Source organism: Nocardia sp. NPDC050630 (genome assembly GCF_044457245.1).
Classification (GTDB): Bacteria; Actinomycetota; Actinomycetes; order Mycobacteriales; family Mycobacteriaceae; genus Nocardia.
The window spans coordinates 399082-417922 of record NZ_JBITGN010000006.1 but is presented as its reverse complement, the minus strand read 5'-3'; the positions used below and the strand labels follow the sequence as shown (position 1 = coordinate 417922).

18 protein-coding genes are annotated in these 18841 nt (G+C 64.8%); 7 read left to right on the top strand and 11 right to left on the bottom strand.

Annotation, left to right across the window (positions count from 1 at the left end; all coding sequences use genetic code 11):
• The 6 genes from ACIBG0_RS19140 to ACIBG0_RS19115 form a co-directional block, all read right to left on the bottom strand.
• Positions 1 to 209, bottom strand: a 209-nt coding sequence (locus ACIBG0_RS19140) for a transposase (protein ID WP_397034056.1), incomplete at its 3' end; no start/stop codon positions are given.
• Positions 210 to 893: 684 nt separating this feature from the next.
• Entirely contained in the window at positions 894 to 2168 is a 1275-nt protein-coding gene (locus tag ACIBG0_RS19135) for a hypothetical protein (RefSeq protein WP_397034054.1), read from the bottom strand.
• Positions 2165 to 2542 (bottom strand): hypothetical protein, encoded by a 378-nt coding sequence (locus tag ACIBG0_RS19130; RefSeq protein WP_397034053.1) that lies wholly within the window; start codon positions 2540 to 2542, stop codon positions 2165 to 2167. The genes ACIBG0_RS19135 and ACIBG0_RS19130 overlap by 4 nt, the downstream gene beginning before the upstream one ends.
• A gap of 9 nt (positions 2543 to 2551) precedes the next feature.
• Entirely contained in the window at positions 2552 to 3127 is a 576-nt protein-coding gene (locus ACIBG0_RS19125; protein ID WP_397034106.1) for a DUF3558 domain-containing protein, read from the bottom strand.
• A 182-nt stretch (positions 3128 to 3309) separates the two neighbouring features.
• Entirely contained in the window at positions 3310 to 3528 is a 219-nt protein-coding gene (locus ACIBG0_RS19120) for a DUF397 domain-containing protein (protein WP_397034051.1), read from the bottom strand.
• Positions 3525 to 4406, bottom strand: a complete 882-nt coding sequence (locus ACIBG0_RS19115; RefSeq protein ID WP_397034049.1) for a helix-turn-helix domain-containing protein — start codon at positions 4404 to 4406, stop codon at positions 3525 to 3527. Before ACIBG0_RS19115 ends, ACIBG0_RS19120 begins: the two co-directional genes overlap by 4 nt.
• A 509-nt stretch (positions 4407 to 4915) precedes the next feature.
• On the opposite strand from ACIBG0_RS19115, the gene ACIBG0_RS19110 reads away from it, so the two are divergent.
• A complete protein-coding gene (locus ACIBG0_RS19110; protein WP_397034047.1) occupies positions 4916 to 5353 on the top strand; it encodes a DUF4254 domain-containing protein in 438 nt (145 codons plus the stop codon).
• A 630-nt stretch (positions 5354 to 5983) separates the two neighbouring features.
• Here ACIBG0_RS19110 and ACIBG0_RS19105 read toward each other — a convergent pair.
• On the bottom strand, positions 5984 to 6343 hold the full coding sequence (locus ACIBG0_RS19105; RefSeq protein WP_397034046.1) for a hypothetical protein: 360 nt from the start codon (positions 6341 to 6343) through the stop codon (positions 5984 to 5986).
• A gap of 778 nt (positions 6344 to 7121) precedes the next feature.
• Here ACIBG0_RS19105 and ACIBG0_RS19100 point away from each other — a divergent pair.
• Positions 7122 to 7340, top strand: coding sequence for a hypothetical protein (locus ACIBG0_RS19100; RefSeq protein ID WP_397034044.1), 219 nt, complete (start codon positions 7122 to 7124; stop codon positions 7338 to 7340).
• A gap of 119 nt (positions 7341 to 7459) precedes the next feature.
• On the opposite strand, the gene ACIBG0_RS19095 is transcribed toward ACIBG0_RS19100, so the two are convergent.
• A complete protein-coding gene (locus ACIBG0_RS19095) occupies positions 7460 to 7951 on the bottom strand; it encodes an inorganic diphosphatase (protein ID WP_397034043.1) in 492 nt (163 codons plus the stop codon).
• 179 nt (positions 7952 to 8130) lie between these two features.
• Between ACIBG0_RS19095 and dacB the strand changes: the two genes are divergently transcribed.
• The 5 genes from dacB (at position 8131) to hpt (ending at position 12887) form a co-directional block, all read left to right on the top strand.
• The gene (gene dacB / locus ACIBG0_RS19090) at positions 8131 to 9594 is read left to right on the top strand and encodes a D-alanyl-D-alanine carboxypeptidase/D-alanyl-D-alanine-endopeptidase (RefSeq protein ID WP_397034041.1); all 1464 of its coding nucleotides are present in this window, start codon (positions 8131 to 8133) and stop codon (positions 9592 to 9594) included.
• Positions 9595 to 9607: 13 nt separating this feature from the next.
• Positions 9608 to 10723, top strand: coding sequence for a zinc-dependent metalloprotease (locus ACIBG0_RS19085; protein WP_397034039.1), 1116 nt, complete (start codon positions 9608 to 9610; stop codon positions 10721 to 10723).
• Positions 10724 to 10900: 177 nt separating this feature from the next.
• Entirely contained in the window at positions 10901 to 11251 is a 351-nt protein-coding gene (locus tag ACIBG0_RS19080; protein WP_397034037.1) for a hypothetical protein, read from the top strand.
• Positions 11252 to 11260: 9 nt separating this feature from the next.
• Positions 11261 to 12280: a tRNA lysidine(34) synthetase TilS gene (tilS, locus tag ACIBG0_RS19075; protein WP_397034036.1), complete on the top strand. Its 1020-nt coding sequence runs from the start codon at positions 11261 to 11263 to the stop codon at positions 12278 to 12280.
• 49 nt (positions 12281 to 12329) lie between these two features.
• The gene (hpt, locus tag ACIBG0_RS19070; protein ID WP_397034034.1) at positions 12330 to 12887 is read left to right on the top strand and encodes a hypoxanthine phosphoribosyltransferase; all 558 of its coding nucleotides are present in this window, start codon (positions 12330 to 12332) and stop codon (positions 12885 to 12887) included.
• Here hpt and ACIBG0_RS19065 read toward each other — a convergent pair whose 3' ends face one another.
• The 3 genes from ACIBG0_RS19065 to ACIBG0_RS19055 are packed head-to-tail and all read right to left on the bottom strand — an operon-like array spanning position 12888 to position 18519.
• Complete coding sequence (locus ACIBG0_RS19065; protein ID WP_397034032.1) at positions 12888 to 13601, bottom strand: cyclase family protein; 714 nt, start codon at positions 13599 to 13601, stop codon at positions 12888 to 12890. It lies immediately after the preceding gene.
• Positions 13598 to 15838, bottom strand: coding sequence for a protein kinase (locus tag ACIBG0_RS19060; RefSeq protein ID WP_397034031.1), 2241 nt, complete (start codon positions 15836 to 15838; stop codon positions 13598 to 13600). The genes ACIBG0_RS19065 and ACIBG0_RS19060 overlap by 4 nt, the downstream gene beginning before the upstream one ends.
• Complete coding sequence (locus ACIBG0_RS19055) at positions 15835 to 18519, bottom strand: serine/threonine-protein kinase (RefSeq protein WP_397034029.1); 2685 nt, start codon at positions 18517 to 18519, stop codon at positions 15835 to 15837. Before ACIBG0_RS19055 ends, ACIBG0_RS19060 begins: the two co-directional genes overlap by 4 nt.
• Between the last annotated feature and the right edge of the window lie 322 nt (positions 18520 to 18841).

Genomic DNA, 18841 nt, shown 5'->3' with positions numbered 1-18841 from the left:
CTCGCGTTCTGTTCGCGCAGCTCTTTGAGCTCTTTCGCCGCATCGGTATCCATGCCACCGTACTGGCGGCGCCAGTTGTAGAGTGTCGCAGCCGATACTTCGAGGTCAGCGGCGATCTGTTCGCCCGTCCGGCCTTCCGCGGCGAGCTCGTCGGCACGGCGCAGCTTCCGCACGATGTCCTCCGCGGAATGCCGTTTCCGTCCTGCCATGTCCTTCAGTGTCCCTTCCAGCCCCAACCAGGGCCAACAAGGACCCTAAAACTGGACGGACTCATTCACCGGGGACAGGCCAGGTCGGCTGGTTCAACGAGTCCCGGCTGATGCACCGGCTCGGCCGTCGACCACCGGCCGAGTACGAAGCCGACTACTATTCGACCTGCTCCGAGCAACCGGCTGGAGACAGATAAACGGGTGCGCACGAAAGCCGGGGCGATTCAGGCTGCTGACGCGCACCAGTTTGTGTGGCACGCATGTTTTTGCCTGGCGAATTCGTGCGTGGCGTGTGAATTTGTGCGCGGCGGTGCGTTGTTGGTGGGGCGGGCTGGTGGATGTGGTTGCTTGCGGGCATTGGTTTGTTCCGCGTGCTTTGTTTCGTTGGTGCTGCTGCCGTGCGTGGGGTCGCGTGGCGTGTGTGTTGTTTGGGTTGGGCTGTTGGTGCGGTGTGGGGCGTCGCGTTCGCCCGGTTGCTTCCGGGCATTGATCCGTGCGCCGCGTGCGCTGCCTCGCTCGAGCTGCTGCCACGCGCAGACTCACGAGTCGCGCGTGTTGGCTCGGTTGGGCTGCTGATGCGCATGGGTTTGTGTGGCGCGCATGTTTTTGTCCGGCGAATTCGTGCGTGGCGTGCGAATTGGTGCGCGGCGGTGGGGTATTGGGTGGGTTGTTGGTGGGGCGGGGTTAGTAGGCGGGGTCACTGGTGGGGGGTTCGCCGATTACTGGGGGGACGGTTTTGGGGTGGGAGTTCAGGCCGGTTAGTTCTTCGCCGTGTTCGGCGGTGATGAGGTAGTCGGGGACGGCTTTTTTGCGGTCGTCGTCGTTGGACTTGTTCTGGCCGGGGGCGCCCATGCCGGACATGCCGGAGCGGCCTGATGTTGCGGTGCTCTGGCGGGTGGTTGCGGCGGCTGCGGTCGTTGTCGTTGCTGGTGTGCCGGCGATACTGCGGCCGGGGCTGCCCTGGGTGGCGCCGGGGGTGCCGGTGCTGGTTGGGCGGCCAGTGGTGGTTCCGATGCCGGGGGTGTTGAGGCTCGGGGTGGATGTGCTCGGGCTCGCGGTGGTGGTGGAAGCAGATGGCATTGTCGCGGTTGAGCTTTGAGGGGTGGTGCTGGCGGTGGTGGTGGCGTTCGGTGTTGTCGTCGACGGGGTCGTGGATTGTTCGGTGCCTGTCGGTTCGCCCGAATCCTGGCCCGGGTTGCCCGAGCCGTCCGAACCGTCGCCACCGGTACCCGCGGAGCCGTCGTCGGAACCCGAAGATCCGTGCGTACCACCGGCATCGCGGCCCGGCGTGACGGGGCCGGGGCCGTCGACGATCGTCGGTGCGGTGGGCATGTAGGGGACGCCGACGTCGGTCTGCCCCGCGACCTGGCCGTAGACCGTGCGCAGGATTCTGCGCCCCTCCTGCTCGGCCTCGGTGCTGGTGTATTCGTCGGTCTTCATGACGCCGTCTTTGGGCAGCGTCTTTCCCGCGATATCCGGACGTTCGGACAAGCCCGGCATCAATGCCTGGGTCTGCTCCAAGCCAGTCTTCATTTCCGCGAGCTTGAGACTGGTCAGCGTGGCTGCCTGCGCCAGCGGAACGGACTTCTCGTAATAGTTGTTCACCGCGGTCACGGCGGCCTGCGCGGCCACGCCGGTCCATCCGGGGCGGTCGTTCTGCCCGTTGATGGTGCGATCGAATTCGCGCTTGAAGACCTCGAAGGTGCCGGTCAGATCCGCGCCGATATTCGCCCACATGGTGACCGCGTCATCGACGAGTTTCGGCTTCATCGCTGAGACGGCGGTCTGCATCTGCTCGAGGGTGAGATGGTCGTAGCTGTCCGGAGTCGTGATGTGCGGCGGTTGCGTCTCACCGTCGAAACCGTGGTAGCCCGACTCGGTTTTGTAGATCCAGTCGCGGTCTCGATTCCACTGCTCTTGGGCCTCGATGACGCGGCGTTGGTAGTCCTCGTAGGTCATTCTGGAGTCACCTGCCTGACCTGGGAGGCGCTGTATTGGTCTTGGGCGATGAAGTTCGCAATGGCCTGCGCTACAACCTGTTTCACGGTTTCAACCGAGTCGATGTGCTGCTTGATTACGGTGTCCAGGGAACGGTCGGTACCAGAGGCAGTCGCGGAGAACTTCTTCTCCAAAATCTGACCCGAATTGAAGGTGCCGAATCCTGTGATCTGATTGATGAACCGCATGTTCTCGAGCACCGTGTTCAGCCGGTCAAGGTGATCATCACAGACCTTGTCCAACCCCTTCCCGACCTCCGGATCGAGCGACAGCTCACCACCTTTGGCAGAGTCGAGCAATCGCTTCCATTCATTGGGATCGACACCGCGGATCATTCCCCCTCCTCAACGTGCAGGTAGATACTCGGCCAAGGCGTCCGCCAGACGGTGCGCCTCGCCACACGGTTCTGGGGCACCGGATCCAGCAGATCCGTAGCGGTTCAACACGCTGAAATCGACCATCCCATGGGGCACCTCGACACTGAGCCAGCACCCCAAATCGTGAGAGCTGCCGACATCGCGATACTGGAGCGCTCGGCGCGAACCGACCGTCGAAGGTGCAAAATCCGTCCGGTCAGTGCGTTGTTTGACCTCGTCGAGCGTGTGCTCCGACGACAAGACTCCGAAGCTGTACGTCTTCGGCGCCGATACCCAACTGCAGACCTTCCAGCCCGTGGGGTCGACTCCGGCGACCTTAGTGTCCTTGCTTGCGGTATTCAGTCCAAGTGCGGAGATCGCGGAGTCGGGTATGTCGCAAGGGTTCCAGATCGCTGCTTCAGGATTTTTCGATGTAGTCGCTGCTGCGGTCATGCTTGCCGATGCTTTCGTGCTGCTCGGCGCCGGAGCGCTCTCCCCTGAGTTGTCATTGCATCCGACTAGCACTAGCGCCGCGCCGAGGATCAGCGCCGCAGCGCGCGGCATCTTCGCTGTACCAACCATCCGCGAACCCCTTCGCTGCCACCCGTCCCTAGGGGTTACACGCAATCCCCCATTGCTCCGCAACCCTACCGTCTGGCGTGGGAGACCGGCAATGCAATGAGGCGATGACCAGACGCCGAAAGCCTCCCGCACTCACATCGTGCGGGAGGTTTCGTATCAATCACTCAAGACTGGCTGAACGTCCCATTGGCGATGGCGGTGGTGAAGGCATCCCATTCACCGCCGCTGAACACCAGTGCATTGCCGTCGGGATTCTTCGAATCGCGCACGCCAACAATGCCGCTGGAAAGGAATGCGACCTCGACACAGTCTTTGGCGGCCGAGCTGCGGGTGCTCTTGAACCAGTACGCTTTTGACAGGTCGATGTCGTGCTTGTGGGTCACGTGGCGTACTCCCTTGCTAGCTGCCGAAGAAAACTCCGGCTTGCTGTCTCATCCAGCGCTGCGCGCCGGATCGCTCCATGAGCCACATGGTAGCGCTCGACGTGGTCCTGCTGTTCCAGATACAAATCGCCAGTGAGGTTTTCGAGATACACAACCGATGGCTCGGTTGGTTGTCTCGTCTTCTCCATCCCGAACTCGATGATCGTGAACAGCCCAACCGGGTCGCCTAGCGGGATGCCCGCTGAGAACGGCAGAACCTGAAGTGTGATGTTCGGCAGTGTTGACAGGTCGGCAAGGTGCCGCATCTGCGCCGCCATGACTTTACGATTGCCGACCACGCGGCGGAGTGCACACTCGAGTAGCACGATTCTCAGCTCAGTTGGTTTGCGTTTACGAGTGAGGATTCGCTGGCGGCGCTGTTTCAGCTCGACGCGCTGCTCGATTTCTTCGGTCGAAGCGTTCGGGAAACCGCGTCGCAGCATTGCGCGTGAGTAGTCCGGCGCTTGCAGCAAACCCAACACAACATCCGGCGCATACGAAGTCAACCGCCGCGCCGAAGCTTCCAACCCCACGTACACATCGAAGTCTTCAGGGATCAACTTCCCATACTCATGCCACCAACACTTCCCCGACGCCTGCTGCGCCAACCCCAGCAACCCCGCCGTCACAACCTCCTCCGCGTCATACACCGCACACAGCTCTCGAATATCGAGCAGCCGTATCCGATTCGCCTGCCCGGTCTCCAACCGCTGCAGGGTCGTCTTACCGCGTTCTATCAACTGCGCCGCCTCTGGCATCGTCATCCCGGCCTGTAAGCGCAGGTCACGCAGGTGGCGACCCAGTTGTCGTCGCGGCACCGTACTTCCTGAATCCGTCATGGCCCCCTACCTCAGTTTTCGGAAACGAGTGTGATGTGTCCGCGGACATACCGATCCCCGGACACGGAACTTGTCCTCGCCTTTCGGCGCGATTCGAATGCAGACCCCATGTAGACGCTGACTCCTCCGCTTGTCGCGTGCTGTGCTGTTGCCGCGCCCGGTCGGAGAGCCGTAGGAAACTCGAGAAACCTATTGGATCACAACGGATTGCCGCGTATCCGCAGTTTCGGCCGGGCGCTTCGAATTCACCGAGACGAATCGAGGCAATTGATGGATCACCCGGGACTGCAATGCGTCCCGAGCTTCGGCCGGGCGTGTCCGAAAACACCTATGTCTTGCCTCGAAGTGGCGGGTGTACATCGAGCCGAGTCGAATGGTGGTACCGCTCCGGAACCGCCTTTCGACTCGGCTCGACGCCGGATGGTGGCCTGGGAGCAGGACTTCGAGACCGGCACTGGGCGAATCGGAAATTTCATGGACCACATCGCGTTCGCCGACGCGGCCAAGCTGTGTACGCGACCTTGCTGATCGAACCACTGCCGACGAAGGGTGAGGTGCTGCGCGCCTGCCGTGGCGTCGAACACGCCGCGCACCCGCTGCTGCGCGCCGCGTATGAACTGACCTGCCTGCACGAGAGTCTGCTCGCCGACGGCTGCCGAGCCACTGAGATCGACAGCCGGAGAGCGAAATTGGTGCGCGATATCAATCATTGGGCCCATGCGCACCTGCCACCCGCACGCGGCAGCGCCTCTGTGCACACCGAAACGCTGGGCGCTGTGCTCGACCGGCTCGCCCACTACACCGCCACCGCCTACGCCGCCCTGGCGAGCGCAGCGGACGACGCGCTCGGCGACGCCTGGGAGTCGCTGGCCGAATTGGCCATCGGTTACGAGGATTTGGCAGCCGAGCTCACTGCGGGCCGCCGCCGACTCCCCGGCGGCCCGTGACCATACCCCGCCACTTCGAACGCCGCAGGCCGCGAGGTGGGCCGATCGCCGAAATCCAGCCGCGGAGACGCCGGGTTCCTATCCGGTCGGGCGCGTCGCCGGGCGACCGGTGCCCATACCCATCGTGTTTCGGCTGTCGAGGAGCGCGCGCCGGATCGACTCCGACCGATCTGTGCTACTTCCCTGTTGGGTCCCGAATGCCGTGCACTGGTGGTGTTTGGCTGTCGAAAGGCGCTGTGGGTTCGATTCGGATCGGTCTGTGCTGCTTCCCTTGTGGGCTTCCCGCTCCCGATTGCCGTGGCTTGGTGGTGTTTGGCTGTGGAGGGGGCTGTGGGTTCGATTCGGATCGATCTGTGTTGCTTCCCTTGTGGGCTTGCCGCTCCCGATTGCCGTGGCTTGGTGGTGTTTGGCTGTCGATGGGCGCTTCGGGGTTCGGCTCGGTGTCAGGGGCCACCGCGAAATTCCCGCGTACGGCCAGTTGCGATTCCTCGCAGGCGGCCAGCGCCGCCGCTGGCACACTGCCAGCATCCCGCCGAGCATCGGATCTTGTCGACGCGGTGTGGCACGCAACTCCGGCTATGGCTGTAGCCCTAGGTGTGTGAGGGCGGTTCGCGGCTACCGTACGGACGGTCAGAATCGACTGAAGCCGGTGAGCGCTTGCCGTACCGTCACCTCGCCGACGGGTCCAGCACGCAGCCCGCCGAGCACCGCGTCGGACATCTCGCCGTAGGTCTCGAACGACTGAATGCTGCAGTGCTCCATCACATCCTGGATGTAGGGATCGGACAACTTCCAGTGTGCGAGCACTGCCTCAGAGTCGCGATAGAGCTGGAAACTGTGTGCAAGCCCGCGGTCCTCGTCGAGAAAGACCTGCACCATCAGTTGCGGGCCATGCTCTTCGACGAACGCTACCGCGCGCTGTACGGCCACCTTGAACTGTTCGAGATGACCGTCGGTTATCCGCATGGTGTTGTGGAACAAAATGCTCATTCCTCGATAATTAAACCTCGAGCATGGTTGAGGTCAAGTCGAACCGGCACGACGTCTCATCTCATACAGCTGCTACCAAGGACTTCCCACTCTGTTGCTGCGGGATTGCCTTGATGGCCAGATAGCTCCACGCTAAGTGGCCGCCGGTGGGGAGCTATCTGGCCGCTGACAGACTCGGATCGATCTGTGCTGCTTCCCTTGTGGGCTTCCCGCTCCCGATTGCCGTGCTTTGGTGGTGTTCGGCCGTCGAGAGGCGCTGCGGGGTTCGGCTCGGACCGATCTGTGCTACTTCCGTGGTGGGTCCAGAATGCCCTGCCCTGGTGCGGTTTCGGCTGTCGAGGGACGTTGTGGGTTCGACTCCGACCGATCTTTGCGCTACTTCCCTTGCGGGGCCTCGCCACTCTCGGATGCCGTGCCCTGGTGGTGCTTGGCCGTCCAGGGGCGCCGCAGATTCGACTATGGCCGATGTGCCGGTGGCCCGTGAATCGGCTGTGCCACTCCCGGGTTCCGCGTCCTGATGGGTTCGGCTGTCGAGGGACGCGCGGAATCGATGGCGAGTCGATCGTGCCACCCACGCTGGCTGGCATTCCGATATCGATCGCCGAATGACGGGTTCGTCCCAAAACCCTTCGGGCACACCGTCGAACGGCTTCAGGGTGGGGGAGGTGGAATCGCCCAAGGGGGCGGTTGTTCGAGCCCTAGGGTTGGCTGTTCATGGCGCGAATCGTCCTTAACGTAAGCGAGGTAATCAATCAACCTCGCTTTCAGGAGCAGTGAAATGCGAATCAAGTCCTTTATCGCGGCCGGTCTTCTCGCCACCGCCGCCGTCGCCGGGGTGTCGACGGCAGCAACCGCGTCCGCGGCCACGGGCTACTACTACGGCACCTATGCCACCTCCGCGGCCTGTGCCACGGACGGCGCCTCACCCACCACCGGCGGCTACTACTACGAGTGCGTCGAAACCTACAGCGGTTGGGATCTCTACATCTACTACTGACCCGATCCGCCGATAACCGAAATCGGCGGCACCGCACCGTAATCGAAAAGCGGGAAGTCCGAACAGCCGGACTTCCCGCTTTTCGTTTTGGGGCGAATCATCCACCGCCCCAACAAAACTCAGTGACCGCCGTTTTCCTGCAGCCGCTTGAGCGAGGCCTCCACCTCGGCCTCGGCCTCGGCGCGACCGACCCACTCCGAGCCCTTGACGAACTTGCCCGGCTCCAGATCTTTGTAGCGCTCGAAGAAGTGCTTGATCGCGGCCAGTTCGAATTCCGGCACATCGGCCAGATCCTGGATGTGGTCCCAGCGCTTGTCGCCCGCGGGCACGCACAGCACCTTGTCGTCGCCGCCCGCCTCGTCGACCATCTTGTACATGGCGACCGGACGAACCTCGATCAGGCAGCCCGGAAACACCGGCTCCGGCAGCAGGACCAACGCGTCCAGCGGGTCGCCGTCCTCACCGAGGGTGTTCTCGATGTAGCCGTAGTCGGCCGGGTAGACCATGGACGTGTAAAGGAAGCGGTCGAGCCGGACCCGACCGGTCTCGTGATCGACCTCGTACTTGTTCCGAGAACCCTTGGGGATCTCGATGGTGACGTCGAACTCCACGCCATCTCCTTACTGATGCCTTTGTGTGACTGTCGCCGGAACGCCGACTCGACAGGTGTTCGGGGGGAACGGTGCCGGAACGAGGATAGTGTGGTCCGCGGGCACTCGGGTGCGGTAGGTGGGTGGACCCGGCGACGGTGCGACGGTCGGGCGATACGAGACGGAGAGACGGCGGGCACGTGGTGGGTGGCAGCAATAGCAATTACGGTGGCTCGGCCACCAAGCGACGCCGCGGTATCTGGATCGGCGTCGCGTTCGTGCTGGCCTTGCTGCTCGGTGCCGGGGCAGGCGTGGTGATCGCGGTCAAGCCGTGGACCGAGGAATTCCGGCACGGCGGGCTCACCGTCGCCGCCGCGCCCGCGCCGGTCGAACCGGATCCGCAGGTCGATCCCGCGCCATCGAACGCGCCCGCGCCGACTCCGGCCGGTGTCGCCGCCGCGCTCGCGCAGGTGGTCACCAATCCCGACCTCGGTGCATTCGCCGGTGAGGTCACCGATGCTGGCTCCGCGACCGTGCTGTGGAGCGCCGAATCCGATAAGCCGATGATTCCGTCATCCACCGCCAAGGTCGTCACCACCGCGGCCGCGCTGCTCACACTGCCCGCGGACCATCGGGTGAGCACTCGCGTCGTGACCGGATCCGCGCCCAATGAACTGGTGCTGGTCGGCGGCGGGGATCCGACGCTGACGGCCCAGCCCGACGGCAAGGGGTACTACCCGAACGGGCCGCGCCTGTCGGATCTGGTGTCGCAGATCAAGGCGTCCGGACATCAGGTCGACACGATAGTGGTCGACACCTCGGCTTATTCCGGCGCGCCCATGGCACCCGGCTGGGATCCGGTCGATATCGGCGAGGGTTCGATCGCGCCGATGGATCCGGTAATGCTCGACGGCGGCCGCCTCGATCCGCTGGTCGAGTACTCGCCGCGCACCCCGACTCCGGCGCTGGCCACCGGACAGCGCCTGGCCACCGAACTCGGACTCGATCCCGCGAAGGTGCGGATCGGCAATGCCCCCGCCGGTGCGACGGAGGTGGCGAGCGTGCAATCCGCGCCGCTGCGGGATCGGCTGCGCGACACCATGGTCTATTCCGACAATGTGCTCGCCGAGGCCATCGGCCGCGAGATCGCGATCGCATCCGGTAACGAGGCATCGTTCACCGGGGCGGTCGCCGCCCTGCAAACCGCGCTCGGCAAGGGTGGATTCGATCTCAACGGACTTTCGATGCGCGACAACAGCGGCCTGTCGACCGAGGACCGGGTGCCTCCCCGGTTGCTCGACAAGATCATCTCGACCGCGGCGAAGCCGAGCGGCGCCAATGCCGTGCAGCCGAGCAATACCAAGGCCAAGCCGGAATCCGACCGCATCGCGACCACCCTGGCCCCACTGCTCGACGATCTGCCGGTCGCGGGTGCGACCGGTTCGCTGAGCAGCCGTTATGTCGCGCAGAACCGGGGCGGTGCGGGATGGGTGCGGGCGAAGACCGGAACTCTCTCGGTGGCGAGCACGTTGGTCGGGTATGTGCTGGATAGCGACGGGCGGGTATTGACCTTCGCATTGATGTCGAACGATCGGCCACCGGAGCTGAGCCGGCCCGCATTGGACGCCATCGCCGGCACCCTGCGCAACTGTGGATGCTCGTGACGGGTGGTTGACCATGATCGAAGGCATTGATGGATCGGGCCGTCTGCCGGCCGTGAATTCGGATGCGGACGCTGCGACCGAGCGCAGACGCTCCGGATTTTCCGGTGCCGTCGATTGGCGCCTTGCCGCGCGCACCGGTGCCGCGCTGGTGCCGTCCGGCCCGCGGACTTCGCGGTATTCGGCCGAGCAGGTAGTGAGCGAGTTGGCCGAGGCGTCGGTGCGGGCGGAGGGGCCGGTTCGCGAGGTGAGCGGTCTGCTCGATGACCAACCGGTGCCATCGGCCCTGATCGTCGATCGACCCGGTTGGATCAATGCGGCGGCCGATTCGATGGCCCAGTTGACCGGCACCGGACCGGCATCGGACAGGGGCATGCTCGTGGGCAAACCCGCTGGTGTGCAGGCGGGCGCGATGCTGGCGTTCCTGTCCACCGCGATCCTCGGCCAGTACGACCCGTTCACCGGACCCGATGGGACGCTGCTGCTCGTCGCGCCGAACATCATGGCCGTGGAGCGCGCACTGGGCGTCTCGCCGACCGACTTCCGCTTCTGGGTCTGCCTGCATGAGGTGACCCACCGGGTGCAGTTCTCCTCCGCGCCGTGGCTGGCCGATTACATGCGCACCAATGTCGACGTCCTCGGCGAGGTCGGCGACGAACCGCTCGCCGATATGCTCGGCCGCCTCGTCGAAGAGGTGCGCGACCGTCGCCGCGGTACCGGCCCCGAGGATCCCAATTCCCGCGGCATCGTCGGTCTACTGCGCGCCACCCAGGCCCCACCGCAACGCGAGGCCCTCGACCGCCTGCTGATGCTCGGCACCCTGTTGGAAGGCCACGCGGACCATGTCATGGATGCCGTCGGCCCCACCGTCATCCCCACCGTCGAACAAATCCGCGCCGCCTTCGACAAACGCCGCAAACGCCCCACCAATCCCCTTCAACGCCTGCTGCGCGCCCTTCTCGGCGTGGACGCCAAGGTCGCGCAGTACGTCCGCGGCAAGAAATTCGTCGACGCGGTTGTGGCCCAAGTCGGCATGGCCCAGTTCAACACCATCTGGACCAATGCCGAAACCCTGCCTCTTTCAACGGAAATCGAGACCCCTGAGCGCTGGGTAGCCCGCGTTCTCGGATAGTTCGCAGCGGATATCACTCGTCTATGCGTTGTGTCCGGAGGTCTTCGGCTCGAACCAGTCGGTGTCTCGAGCAAACGCGCGGTCCCTGGCGATGAACTCGACCTTCGGTCGATTCGGCGGCGCATACCCAGTGAGCGCCTCGCACAATTCACAACTTTTGCGAGGCGTTCAGCCGATATGCGACGGCTCGGGTCGCTCGGGCAGGTGCGGGGTCGTGGTGGTGGCGGTCAGACGGCTGCGCCGGGGCTCGGTAGCGGGTCGATGTCGTTTGCGTGCATCGGCTTGCCGCAGTGGGTGCAGCGTAAGTCGACGCTACTGTGCGCCGACAACCCGTTCCAGCCGGTCATCGTGCGCGGCCGCGTCATCGAGTGGCTCGAAGGCGATGCGGCCTGGCCGATCATCGACGAGTTGGCCACGAAGTACATCGGTCAGCCGTACTCGCGAGACGAAGAGCGCGTCGTCGCGGTCATCGAAACCAGAGCGTCAGACGGTAGGCGTCTCGTGAGCAGCAGTGTGCGTCATCGGTAGTCTCCGGATATGAGCCGTACGGCGGGAGCGATGCCCGGGGATGCGCGGCGGCTGCCCGAAACCGACGCGGTGCTCGAGGTGCGGCGGGCGGTGCGGGGATGGCTGGCCGATTACGCGACGGGTGATGTGGCGGTCGCGTTGTCCGGAGGCGCGGATTCGCTGGCGTTGACCGCCGCTGCCGTTGTGGAGGCGGATCGGGTCGAAGCGCTGATTGTCGATCATCAGTTGCAAAAGGGATCGGACAGGGTGGCGGCCGAGGCAGCCGCGACGGCGCTGGCGCTGGGGTGTCGGTCGGCGCACGTGCTGCCGGTCGAGGTCGGCAACGACGGAGGAATGGAGGCGGCGGCACGGGCAGCTCGGTACATGGCGCTCGACGGGGCGAGGGGTGGATTGCCGGTGCTGCTCGGGCACACACTCGATGATCAGGCCGAGACCGTGTTGTTGGGGTTGGGGCGTGGGTCGGGCGGACGGTCGATTCAGGGCATGGCCGCGTTCGCGGATCCGTGGGGACGACCGCTTTTGGGGGTGCGGCGGGCGGTGACCAGGCAAGTATGTGTCGATATCGGGCTGACGCCATTCGAGGATCCACACAATTCGGCGGCGGAGTTCACCAGGGTGCGGTTGCGGAACGAGGTTCTTCCGCTGCTCGAGGACGTGCTCGGGGGCGGGGTTGCGGGGGCGTTGGCGCGCACGGCCGAGCAGTTGCGCGATGACGGTGCGGTACTGGATGCGCTGGCCGATGAGCTGTTGCGAGCCGCGAGTTCGGGTCCGGCGAGTAATGGCTCGACCCTCTCGATAGAGACCCTCGCCACTGCTCCCGCGGCCTTGCGTCGCCGCGCAATCCGTGCCTGGTTGCTGGCCGGGGGCGCTAAAGCCCTGACCAACAAGCATTTACAGGCGGTTGACGAGCTGGTTACCGCATGGCGCGGGCAGGGCGGCGTCGCGGTGGGCGGCGGAACACCGGGACGCAGGTTGGTCGCTGGGCGCGAACATGGCAGGCTGACTCTGCGTCTGCAAGGGACCCGATGACACATAATGGGTCGGCCGGGGAGACACCAGGGAAGGGAAACCAACTGACGTGTACGAGGGCGATATCGCGTCGGTGCTGATCACCGAGGAACAGATCGCGGCCAAGACCCAAGAGCTGGCCGAGCTGATTGCCAAGCGTTATCCGGCCGGTGCCCCCGAGGGTGATCTGTTGCTGGTCGGGGTGCTCAAGGGCGCCATCTTCTTCATGACCGATCTCGCCAAGGCGCTGCCGATTCCCACCCAGATGGAATTCATGGCGGTCTCCTCCTACGGCTCGTCCACCTCGTCCTCCGGTGTCGTGCGCATCATGAAGGACCTGGACAAGGACATCGCGGGCCGCAATGTGCTGATCGTCGAGGACATCATCGACTCCGGTCTTACGCTGTCGTGGCTCAAGCGCAATCTGTCCACCCGCAATCCGGCCTCGCTCGAGGTCGTCACCTTGTTACGCAAGCCGGACGCGCTGCGCACCCACGTGGAAGTCGCGCACGTCGGCTTCGATATTCCGAACGAATTCGTCGTCGGCTACGGCCTCGATTACGCCGAGCGCTACCGCGACCTGCCCTATATCGGCACCCTCGACCCGAAGGTCTACGGCGGCGCGTAATCAGGGCAGCATCGCGAATATAGTTGCGGGCGAACCGGATCCGCCGCTGTAGAGCGCACCGCCGACCAGCACCCAGGCGCCGGTGGCTGGCAGTTCGGCGAGATTGGCCAGACATTCCAAGCTGATCCGGTGTTCGCGATACAGCAGCTTGGACACTTCATAGCTGTTGTCGGTTCCGAGATCGGGTCCGAACGTGTCGATTCCGAGCGCGCCACGCCGCCCGAGCCGCCCGGTCCGCAATAGCCATTTAACCGTCTCGACCGCGAATCCCGGTTGATGATCGGCACTTTCGCCGGTTCCGATGAATTCCGGCGTCCCCCATTTATCGTCCCACCCGGTCCAGGCCACTACCGCCGACCCGTCGGGTATCGGCCCGTGCCGACCCTCCCACTCGCGCAGATCCGCGATATCGATCGCGTAATCGCGATCGTTCGCGCATTGGTCGCGCACGTCGATCTTCACTGCGGGCAGCAGCAGATCGTCGAGGTCCAATTCGTTGGCGGCCAGTCCGTCGGCATGGAAGTGGATCGGTGCGCCCCAATGGGTTCCGGTGTGCTCGCCCTGCTGGATATAGCGCAGGTAATAACCGTCGTTCGCGACGGTCGCGACAATATCGGTCCGAAATTCGGGATCACCGGGAAACAGCGGCGCCGTCGCCGGATCGTGGACGTGGGAAAGGCTGACCAGCCGTCCGAACGGGCGCGGACCGGTCATCGCGTCCGCTGTGGAATCGCGCGCGCCAAGGCCAGCAGATCGGCCTCGAGCATCCGGAACAACCGATAGGTGAGCACGAATGCCAGGATGCCACCCACGCTGAGCACCCGCACCGAAACGATCACCAAATCCAGATCGGCGGCCTCGACAAAGGTCGCACTGGCCACGCCGAGCAGCGGAACCGAGGCGGCCACGCCAAGATAGAAGTTCCCGCGCTTGGCGAGTTTGCGCAGCTGCTCCTCGTCCTCAGCGCCGATATCGCCGCGCACAAGCAGCTGTGGATAAATCGAACGCACCGCGTAAACCATGATCGGGAAGAACGGATACGCCAGTGCGATCGCGGCGCACACCACCTGTGCGGCATAGAAATGCAGAAAGGTCGCGCGCGGTAGATCGACCCCGAAGAAGACCGGCGCCAACGGCCACACCAGCCCGGCGATCAGCCAGAAACCGAATGGCACCCAGACCGCCCAGTCACCCATCTGCAGTGTGTCGCGCCGCGCGGCGGCCAGCGTGCGCGGGGAGTATTCGCGACCGCGGGCCAGGCGGAATCCGATTGTCAGCGGGCGGCGGGTGAGGAAAAGCAGCAGCAATCCGGCGATCGGGAAGGCGATGAGGTTGGTGACCAGGCCGCCCGCGGCGAACCGTTGCTGATCGGCCGCCGTCATCCGATCGATGATCAGCGAGTTGTTGAGGTTGATGTTGTAGACGCTGGCCAGCAGATTCGGCACGCCGACGCACAGCGTGAGGATCGGTATGAGCCAGCCACGCGACCGATGCGCAAAACTCGTCGGCGCCGGATCGACCAGCTCTCTGGCGCGCTCGTCGAGACACAGATCCAGCTGCGCGGCGAGTTCGGCGCCATTGCGCCAGCGCCGTTGCGGATCGGGCCGCAGACATTCCAGCAGCACTCGCCGCAATGCGCTCGGGGTGTCCGCGGGCAACTCTCGCAGCGTTTCCGCGGTGACGCCGCGCTCGCGCAGGGCCACCATGGTCGCGATGGTTTCGACGCGGTCGTCGGGATCGGCGGGCATCGGCGGATCCTCGAACGGCATCGCGCCGGTGAGCAGTTCCCACAGCAGCACGCCGAGGGCGTAGATATCGCTACTCGGGCCGGGGGGCGGTGCGTCCGGATCGAGCAGTTCGCCGAGTTGTTCCGGGGAGCGGTACGGCAGCGAATCCGGGTCGGCGGCAAGCGGATTCGCCACTGAACGAGGTGCCGCGGCGCGCGCGGCGAAATCGGCGAACTTGGGAATACCCTCCGCGGTGAACAGCACATTCGCCGGTTTGATATCACGGTGCGCTACGCCGTGCTGTTCGGCGTAATCGAGTGCGTCGGCCAGTCGCCGCCCGATCCAGGCCACCGTCTCGGGCCAGCTGAGTGCCGAGATTTCGGCGCGCACACTCGAATCCGACGGCCGAATCTCACCCTTGACCTCCATCGCGGCATCGATGGCGCGCAGCAGCAGGGCCCCGCCTTCGGATTCCGGGCCGCGTCGCCGCTCGGCGAGCACCCCGGCCGCCGTGCCGCCGGGCAGGTATTGCATGTAGACCAGACGGGTCGATGCCGGGGCCTCCGGTGTCGCGGCAGTGACCAGACGCTGATCGAAAACCCGTACCAGATGCGGATGATCCAGCTGCGCCATGCTGTGCCCGCCGGCCCTGCGACCAGCCGAAAGCCGCACAGCCACCAGGCGTTGCATCGAGCGCTGCCTGGCGAGGAAGACTCGGCCGAGGGCGCCGGCGCCCAGATCGGTGAGCAGATCGAAGTCATCGATCCGATTACCCGGCCGCAGACCGGCGACCAGTGCGGCGGCGCGTTCGGTATCGGCGGCGGTGTCGTCATCGTCGGCGTATACCGCCAGCCGGGCGCGCACCTCCTGCGCCAGCGCCGGATATTCAGCGAGGAAATCCGTCAGTTCCAGCGGGCCGTACCGGCGACGGGCAAGGAACTCCTCGCAGAGCAGATCGACCAGCTCCGCACTGTGCTCCACCTCTGGAAATTCCTTGCGGTACTCGGCGATGCGTTTGCCGAGGCCCTCACGATCCCAGCGGTGGCGCAGATCGATGCGGACCAGATCGATGAGCACCGCCAGACGCACCTGGGCGCCGTCGGGGATGTAGTCCGCGATCGGGGGCGGTTCGGTCCGTTCGCCACGCAGGCAGCGCTGCCAATCTTCGGTGAATATGGATAGGGGGTCGGTCTCGCTTCGGTCAGCGAAATCGGCAGCTGTCACGATCGCGGCTCCAGCGCGGCGGGCTCAGCGCGCTTCCGCCCGGCCGAAATCAGTTCCCGGTCCAGGGATTCCTCGGGCGCGACGACTCGCTCCAGCGCACGCAGATCGGCCTCCAGCGCGCGGAAGAGCAGGTAGGAGCCGATGAACGCGATGATGCCGCCCACGCAGAGCACGCGCACCGCGCCGATCACCCTCGAAATATCCTCGGCCGGCAGGAAGGTCACGCCCGCCACCGCGAGCAGCGGCACTGAGGCCGCGACCGCCAGATATCCGTTGGCGCGGCGATCCAGACCGCGTAGCCACACCGCGTCCTCGGTACTGATCTCCCCGTGTCGCAGGAAGATCGGATAGATGCAGCGGACCATGAAGAAGCACACCAGGAAGAACGGGTACGCCATCGCGATAGCACCGCACACCACGATCGAGGTGAGGAAGTGCACCACCGCGCGGGCGGGTACATCCCCGGCCGCCAATTGCAGCGCGATCGGGAAGGTGAATCCGGCGATCACCCACAGCGAGAAGACCACCCACACCGCTCGGTCGCCGAACAGCAGGGAATCCGCCCTGGCCAGCCGCAGTGTCTCGGTATCGTAGCGGCGGTGGCGGCGCAGTCCGTGCGGCACCGTGATCATTCTTCGGGACATATAGAGGATCAGCGTCGCGCCGAGCGGGAAGAAGATTCCGTTCACCACGGTGGTGATGATCATGAATGTGCGCCCGGCCTCCTCGGGCAGCCGGTCCACGATCAGATGCTGGTTGTGCTGGATGTTGTATGCCGAGGCGAGGATATTCGGGACGCCGATGGCCAACGACACGATCACCAGCCGCCACGCCCGCAGCTTCAGCCGCCAACTGCCGGGCGGCGGGTCGACCAGATCCCGGGCCCTTGGATCCATGCACAAGTCGAACTGCTTGGCAAGCACTCCACCATTGGCCCAGCGCCGCGTGCGATCCGATTCCAAACAGGTCAGCAGCACCCGCCGCAGCGCGGCCGGACAGTTCTCCGGAAGGCGTTGCAGCGCAATGTCGTCCACCCCGGCGGTGCGGCGTTCGAGCATGCCTTCCAGCGCCGTATCGTCGCCGTGTTCGGTCGCGGTGGAATCGTCGAACGGTTTCGCGCCGGTAAGCAATTCCCACAGCACCACGCCTAGGGAGTAGATATCGGAGCGGGTGTCCAGATCCTCGGCCGTGCGCTCGCGGCCGGGATGGCAGGCCTCCAACTGTTCGGGCGACATGTACGACAGTGAGCCGCCGAAATACGCCACCGGGCTGGTGCCCGCCACATTGCGGCTGAAGCTGATATTGAAATCGGCCAGCTTCGGCACCGCTTCGGCGGTGAGCAGGATATTGGCCGGTTTCACGTCGCGGTGCAGTACACCGTGCGCGGAGGCGTATTCCAGCGCCTCGGCGACTCTGCGGCCCAGCCAGGCCACGGTTTCCGGCCAGCTCAGTCGCGCGATCTCGGCGCGCACGCTGGAATCGGTCGGGCGGATTTCGCCCTTCTCCTCCATGGCCGCGTCGACCGCATCGAGCAGTAGTTGTCCGCTGCGCTCGGCAGGCCGAGTCGAGCGCACCCAACGCAGCACTCCTAGCAGGGTGCCCCCCGGCAGGAACTGCATGTACAGCAGCCGCAGTCGGCGCATGGCCGGATCGCGGGCGTCATCGGAGCCGAGCAGCCGTTGATCGAAGACGCGCACGATGTAGTCGTGGTCGAGCTGGGCCAAGGTCTGCGGTTCGGTGCCGTGGTCGGCGGAAATCTTCACCGCGACCAATCGCTGCAATGACCGCTGCCTGGCCAGGAAGACGCGGGCGAAGGCCCCACTGCCCAGCCCCGTGAGCAGATCGAAGTCGTCGATGCTCTGGCCGATCTGGATGCGGTCGAGCGCGTCGAAGCGCCCCGGGCCGGTTCCGGCCGTGGTTCGAGTTGCGGCGGTTGGAGCGACGGCTGCCGTCTCGCTCGGATCGGCGATCGCCGTCGCGGTTGGATCGACGGTTGCGCGGGTCACCTCAGTATTACGAAAAGAGCCAATGGTTTGGTTCAGTTGGGTCGATTCGTTCAGCTCGGTATTTTCGTTGTTCTGGGCGGTCGGGCTCCGCTCAGCGGCCGCACGAGTTCTGGCGAACTCGGTCAGCACCGAATCCTCGAGCGCCGCTCGGCGGGTGCTCTGGTCCATGTCGTCGGCATTGAGCAGTGCGCGCAATTCCGCCGCCTGTTCCGGATATTCCCGCAGACAATCCTTCGGATCGACCCGTTCACCGCTGTGCCGTCGGATGACGAACTCTTCGTACACCAAACCGGCCGGAATGCCGCCCGGTTCGAGTTCTGGAAACTCGGCGCAGTAGTCGAAAAGCCGTTTACGCGGGTCCCGAGCAGTATTGGATCCGCGATCATCGTGGTCACGCTCCGCCGCCGTGTCCGCGCCGGTCGTGCGCGCCGCAGGGACCCGGCGGATCCAGCGATGTCGCAGGTCCACGCGGATCAATTCGATCAGGGCCGCCCGGCGCAGGGATTCGGCATCGGGCAGAAAGTCGCCGATCTCCGGTGGTCGGCGCGACGATTCCCATGCGGTCGAGAAGGCCTCGACCACCTCGTTCTCGGTACGCGACAACGGTCCGCCCCAGTCTCTGGTCGGTTCGGCATCGAGATCGGTTCGGTGCGTATTTTCGGGATCAGCACTCATTTTCGGACCTAGCTGCTGAGCGGATGTCGAGTATCCGCAGTGGCCGTTCGGTGGATGTGTCCGTGAATTTCCGCCACACCCGACGACATCGTCCCCCGAGCAGTAATCGAAATGATAACTTGCGCCACAACAGCGGATCACCCGAATTCGACAACCATGCGATGGGGGAGAACCAGCACATGAACAAGACGGCGCGAGTAGCGGGCGCTGAAGTAGCCGAGCGCGACCACGGAACTACCCGGGAGCCGCGCCGTAAATCGAATACTGCGACGACCGCGGCGGGTGGCGTCGCGGCGATGGAGTCGACGGTGACGGATTCCAC

What these genes read in the sequence shown, in the direction of transcription:
- ACIBG0_RS19080 (WP_397034037.1), top strand. Translation starts at nt 10,901, where the DNA reads ATGCGACGGCTCGGGTCGCTCGGGCAGGTGCGGGGTCGTGGTGGTGGC.
- tilS (WP_397034036.1), top strand. Translation starts at nt 11,261, where the DNA reads ATGAGCCGTACGGCGGGAGCGATGCCCGGGGATGCGCGGCGGCTGCCC.
- ACIBG0_RS19085 (WP_397034039.1), top strand. Translation starts at nt 9,608, where the DNA reads ATGATCGAAGGCATTGATGGATCGGGCCGTCTGCCGGCCGTGAATTCG.
- ACIBG0_RS19055 (WP_397034029.1), bottom strand. Translation starts at nt 18,519, where the DNA reads ATGAGTGCTGATCCCGAAAATACGCACCGAACCGATCTCGATGCCGAA.
- ACIBG0_RS19100 (WP_397034044.1), top strand. Translation starts at nt 7,122, where the DNA reads ATGCGAATCAAGTCCTTTATCGCGGCCGGTCTTCTCGCCACCGCCGCC.
- ACIBG0_RS19065 (WP_397034032.1), bottom strand. Translation starts at nt 13,601, where the DNA reads ATGACCGGTCCGCGCCCGTTCGGACGGCTGGTCAGCCTTTCCCACGTC.
- ACIBG0_RS19135 (WP_397034054.1), bottom strand. Translation starts at nt 2,168, where the DNA reads ATGACCTACGAGGACTACCAACGCCGCGTCATCGAGGCCCAAGAGCAG.
- ACIBG0_RS19105 (WP_397034046.1), bottom strand. Translation starts at nt 6,343, where the DNA reads ATGAGCATTTTGTTCCACAACACCATGCGGATAACCGACGGTCATCTC.
- ACIBG0_RS19130 (WP_397034053.1), bottom strand. Translation starts at nt 2,542, where the DNA reads ATGATCCGCGGTGTCGATCCCAATGAATGGAAGCGATTGCTCGACTCT.
- ACIBG0_RS19125 (WP_397034106.1), bottom strand. Translation starts at nt 3,127, where the DNA reads ATGCCGCGCGCTGCGGCGCTGATCCTCGGCGCGGCGCTAGTGCTAGTC.
- ACIBG0_RS19115 (WP_397034049.1), bottom strand. Translation starts at nt 4,406, where the DNA reads ATGACGGATTCAGGAAGTACGGTGCCGCGACGACAACTGGGTCGCCAC.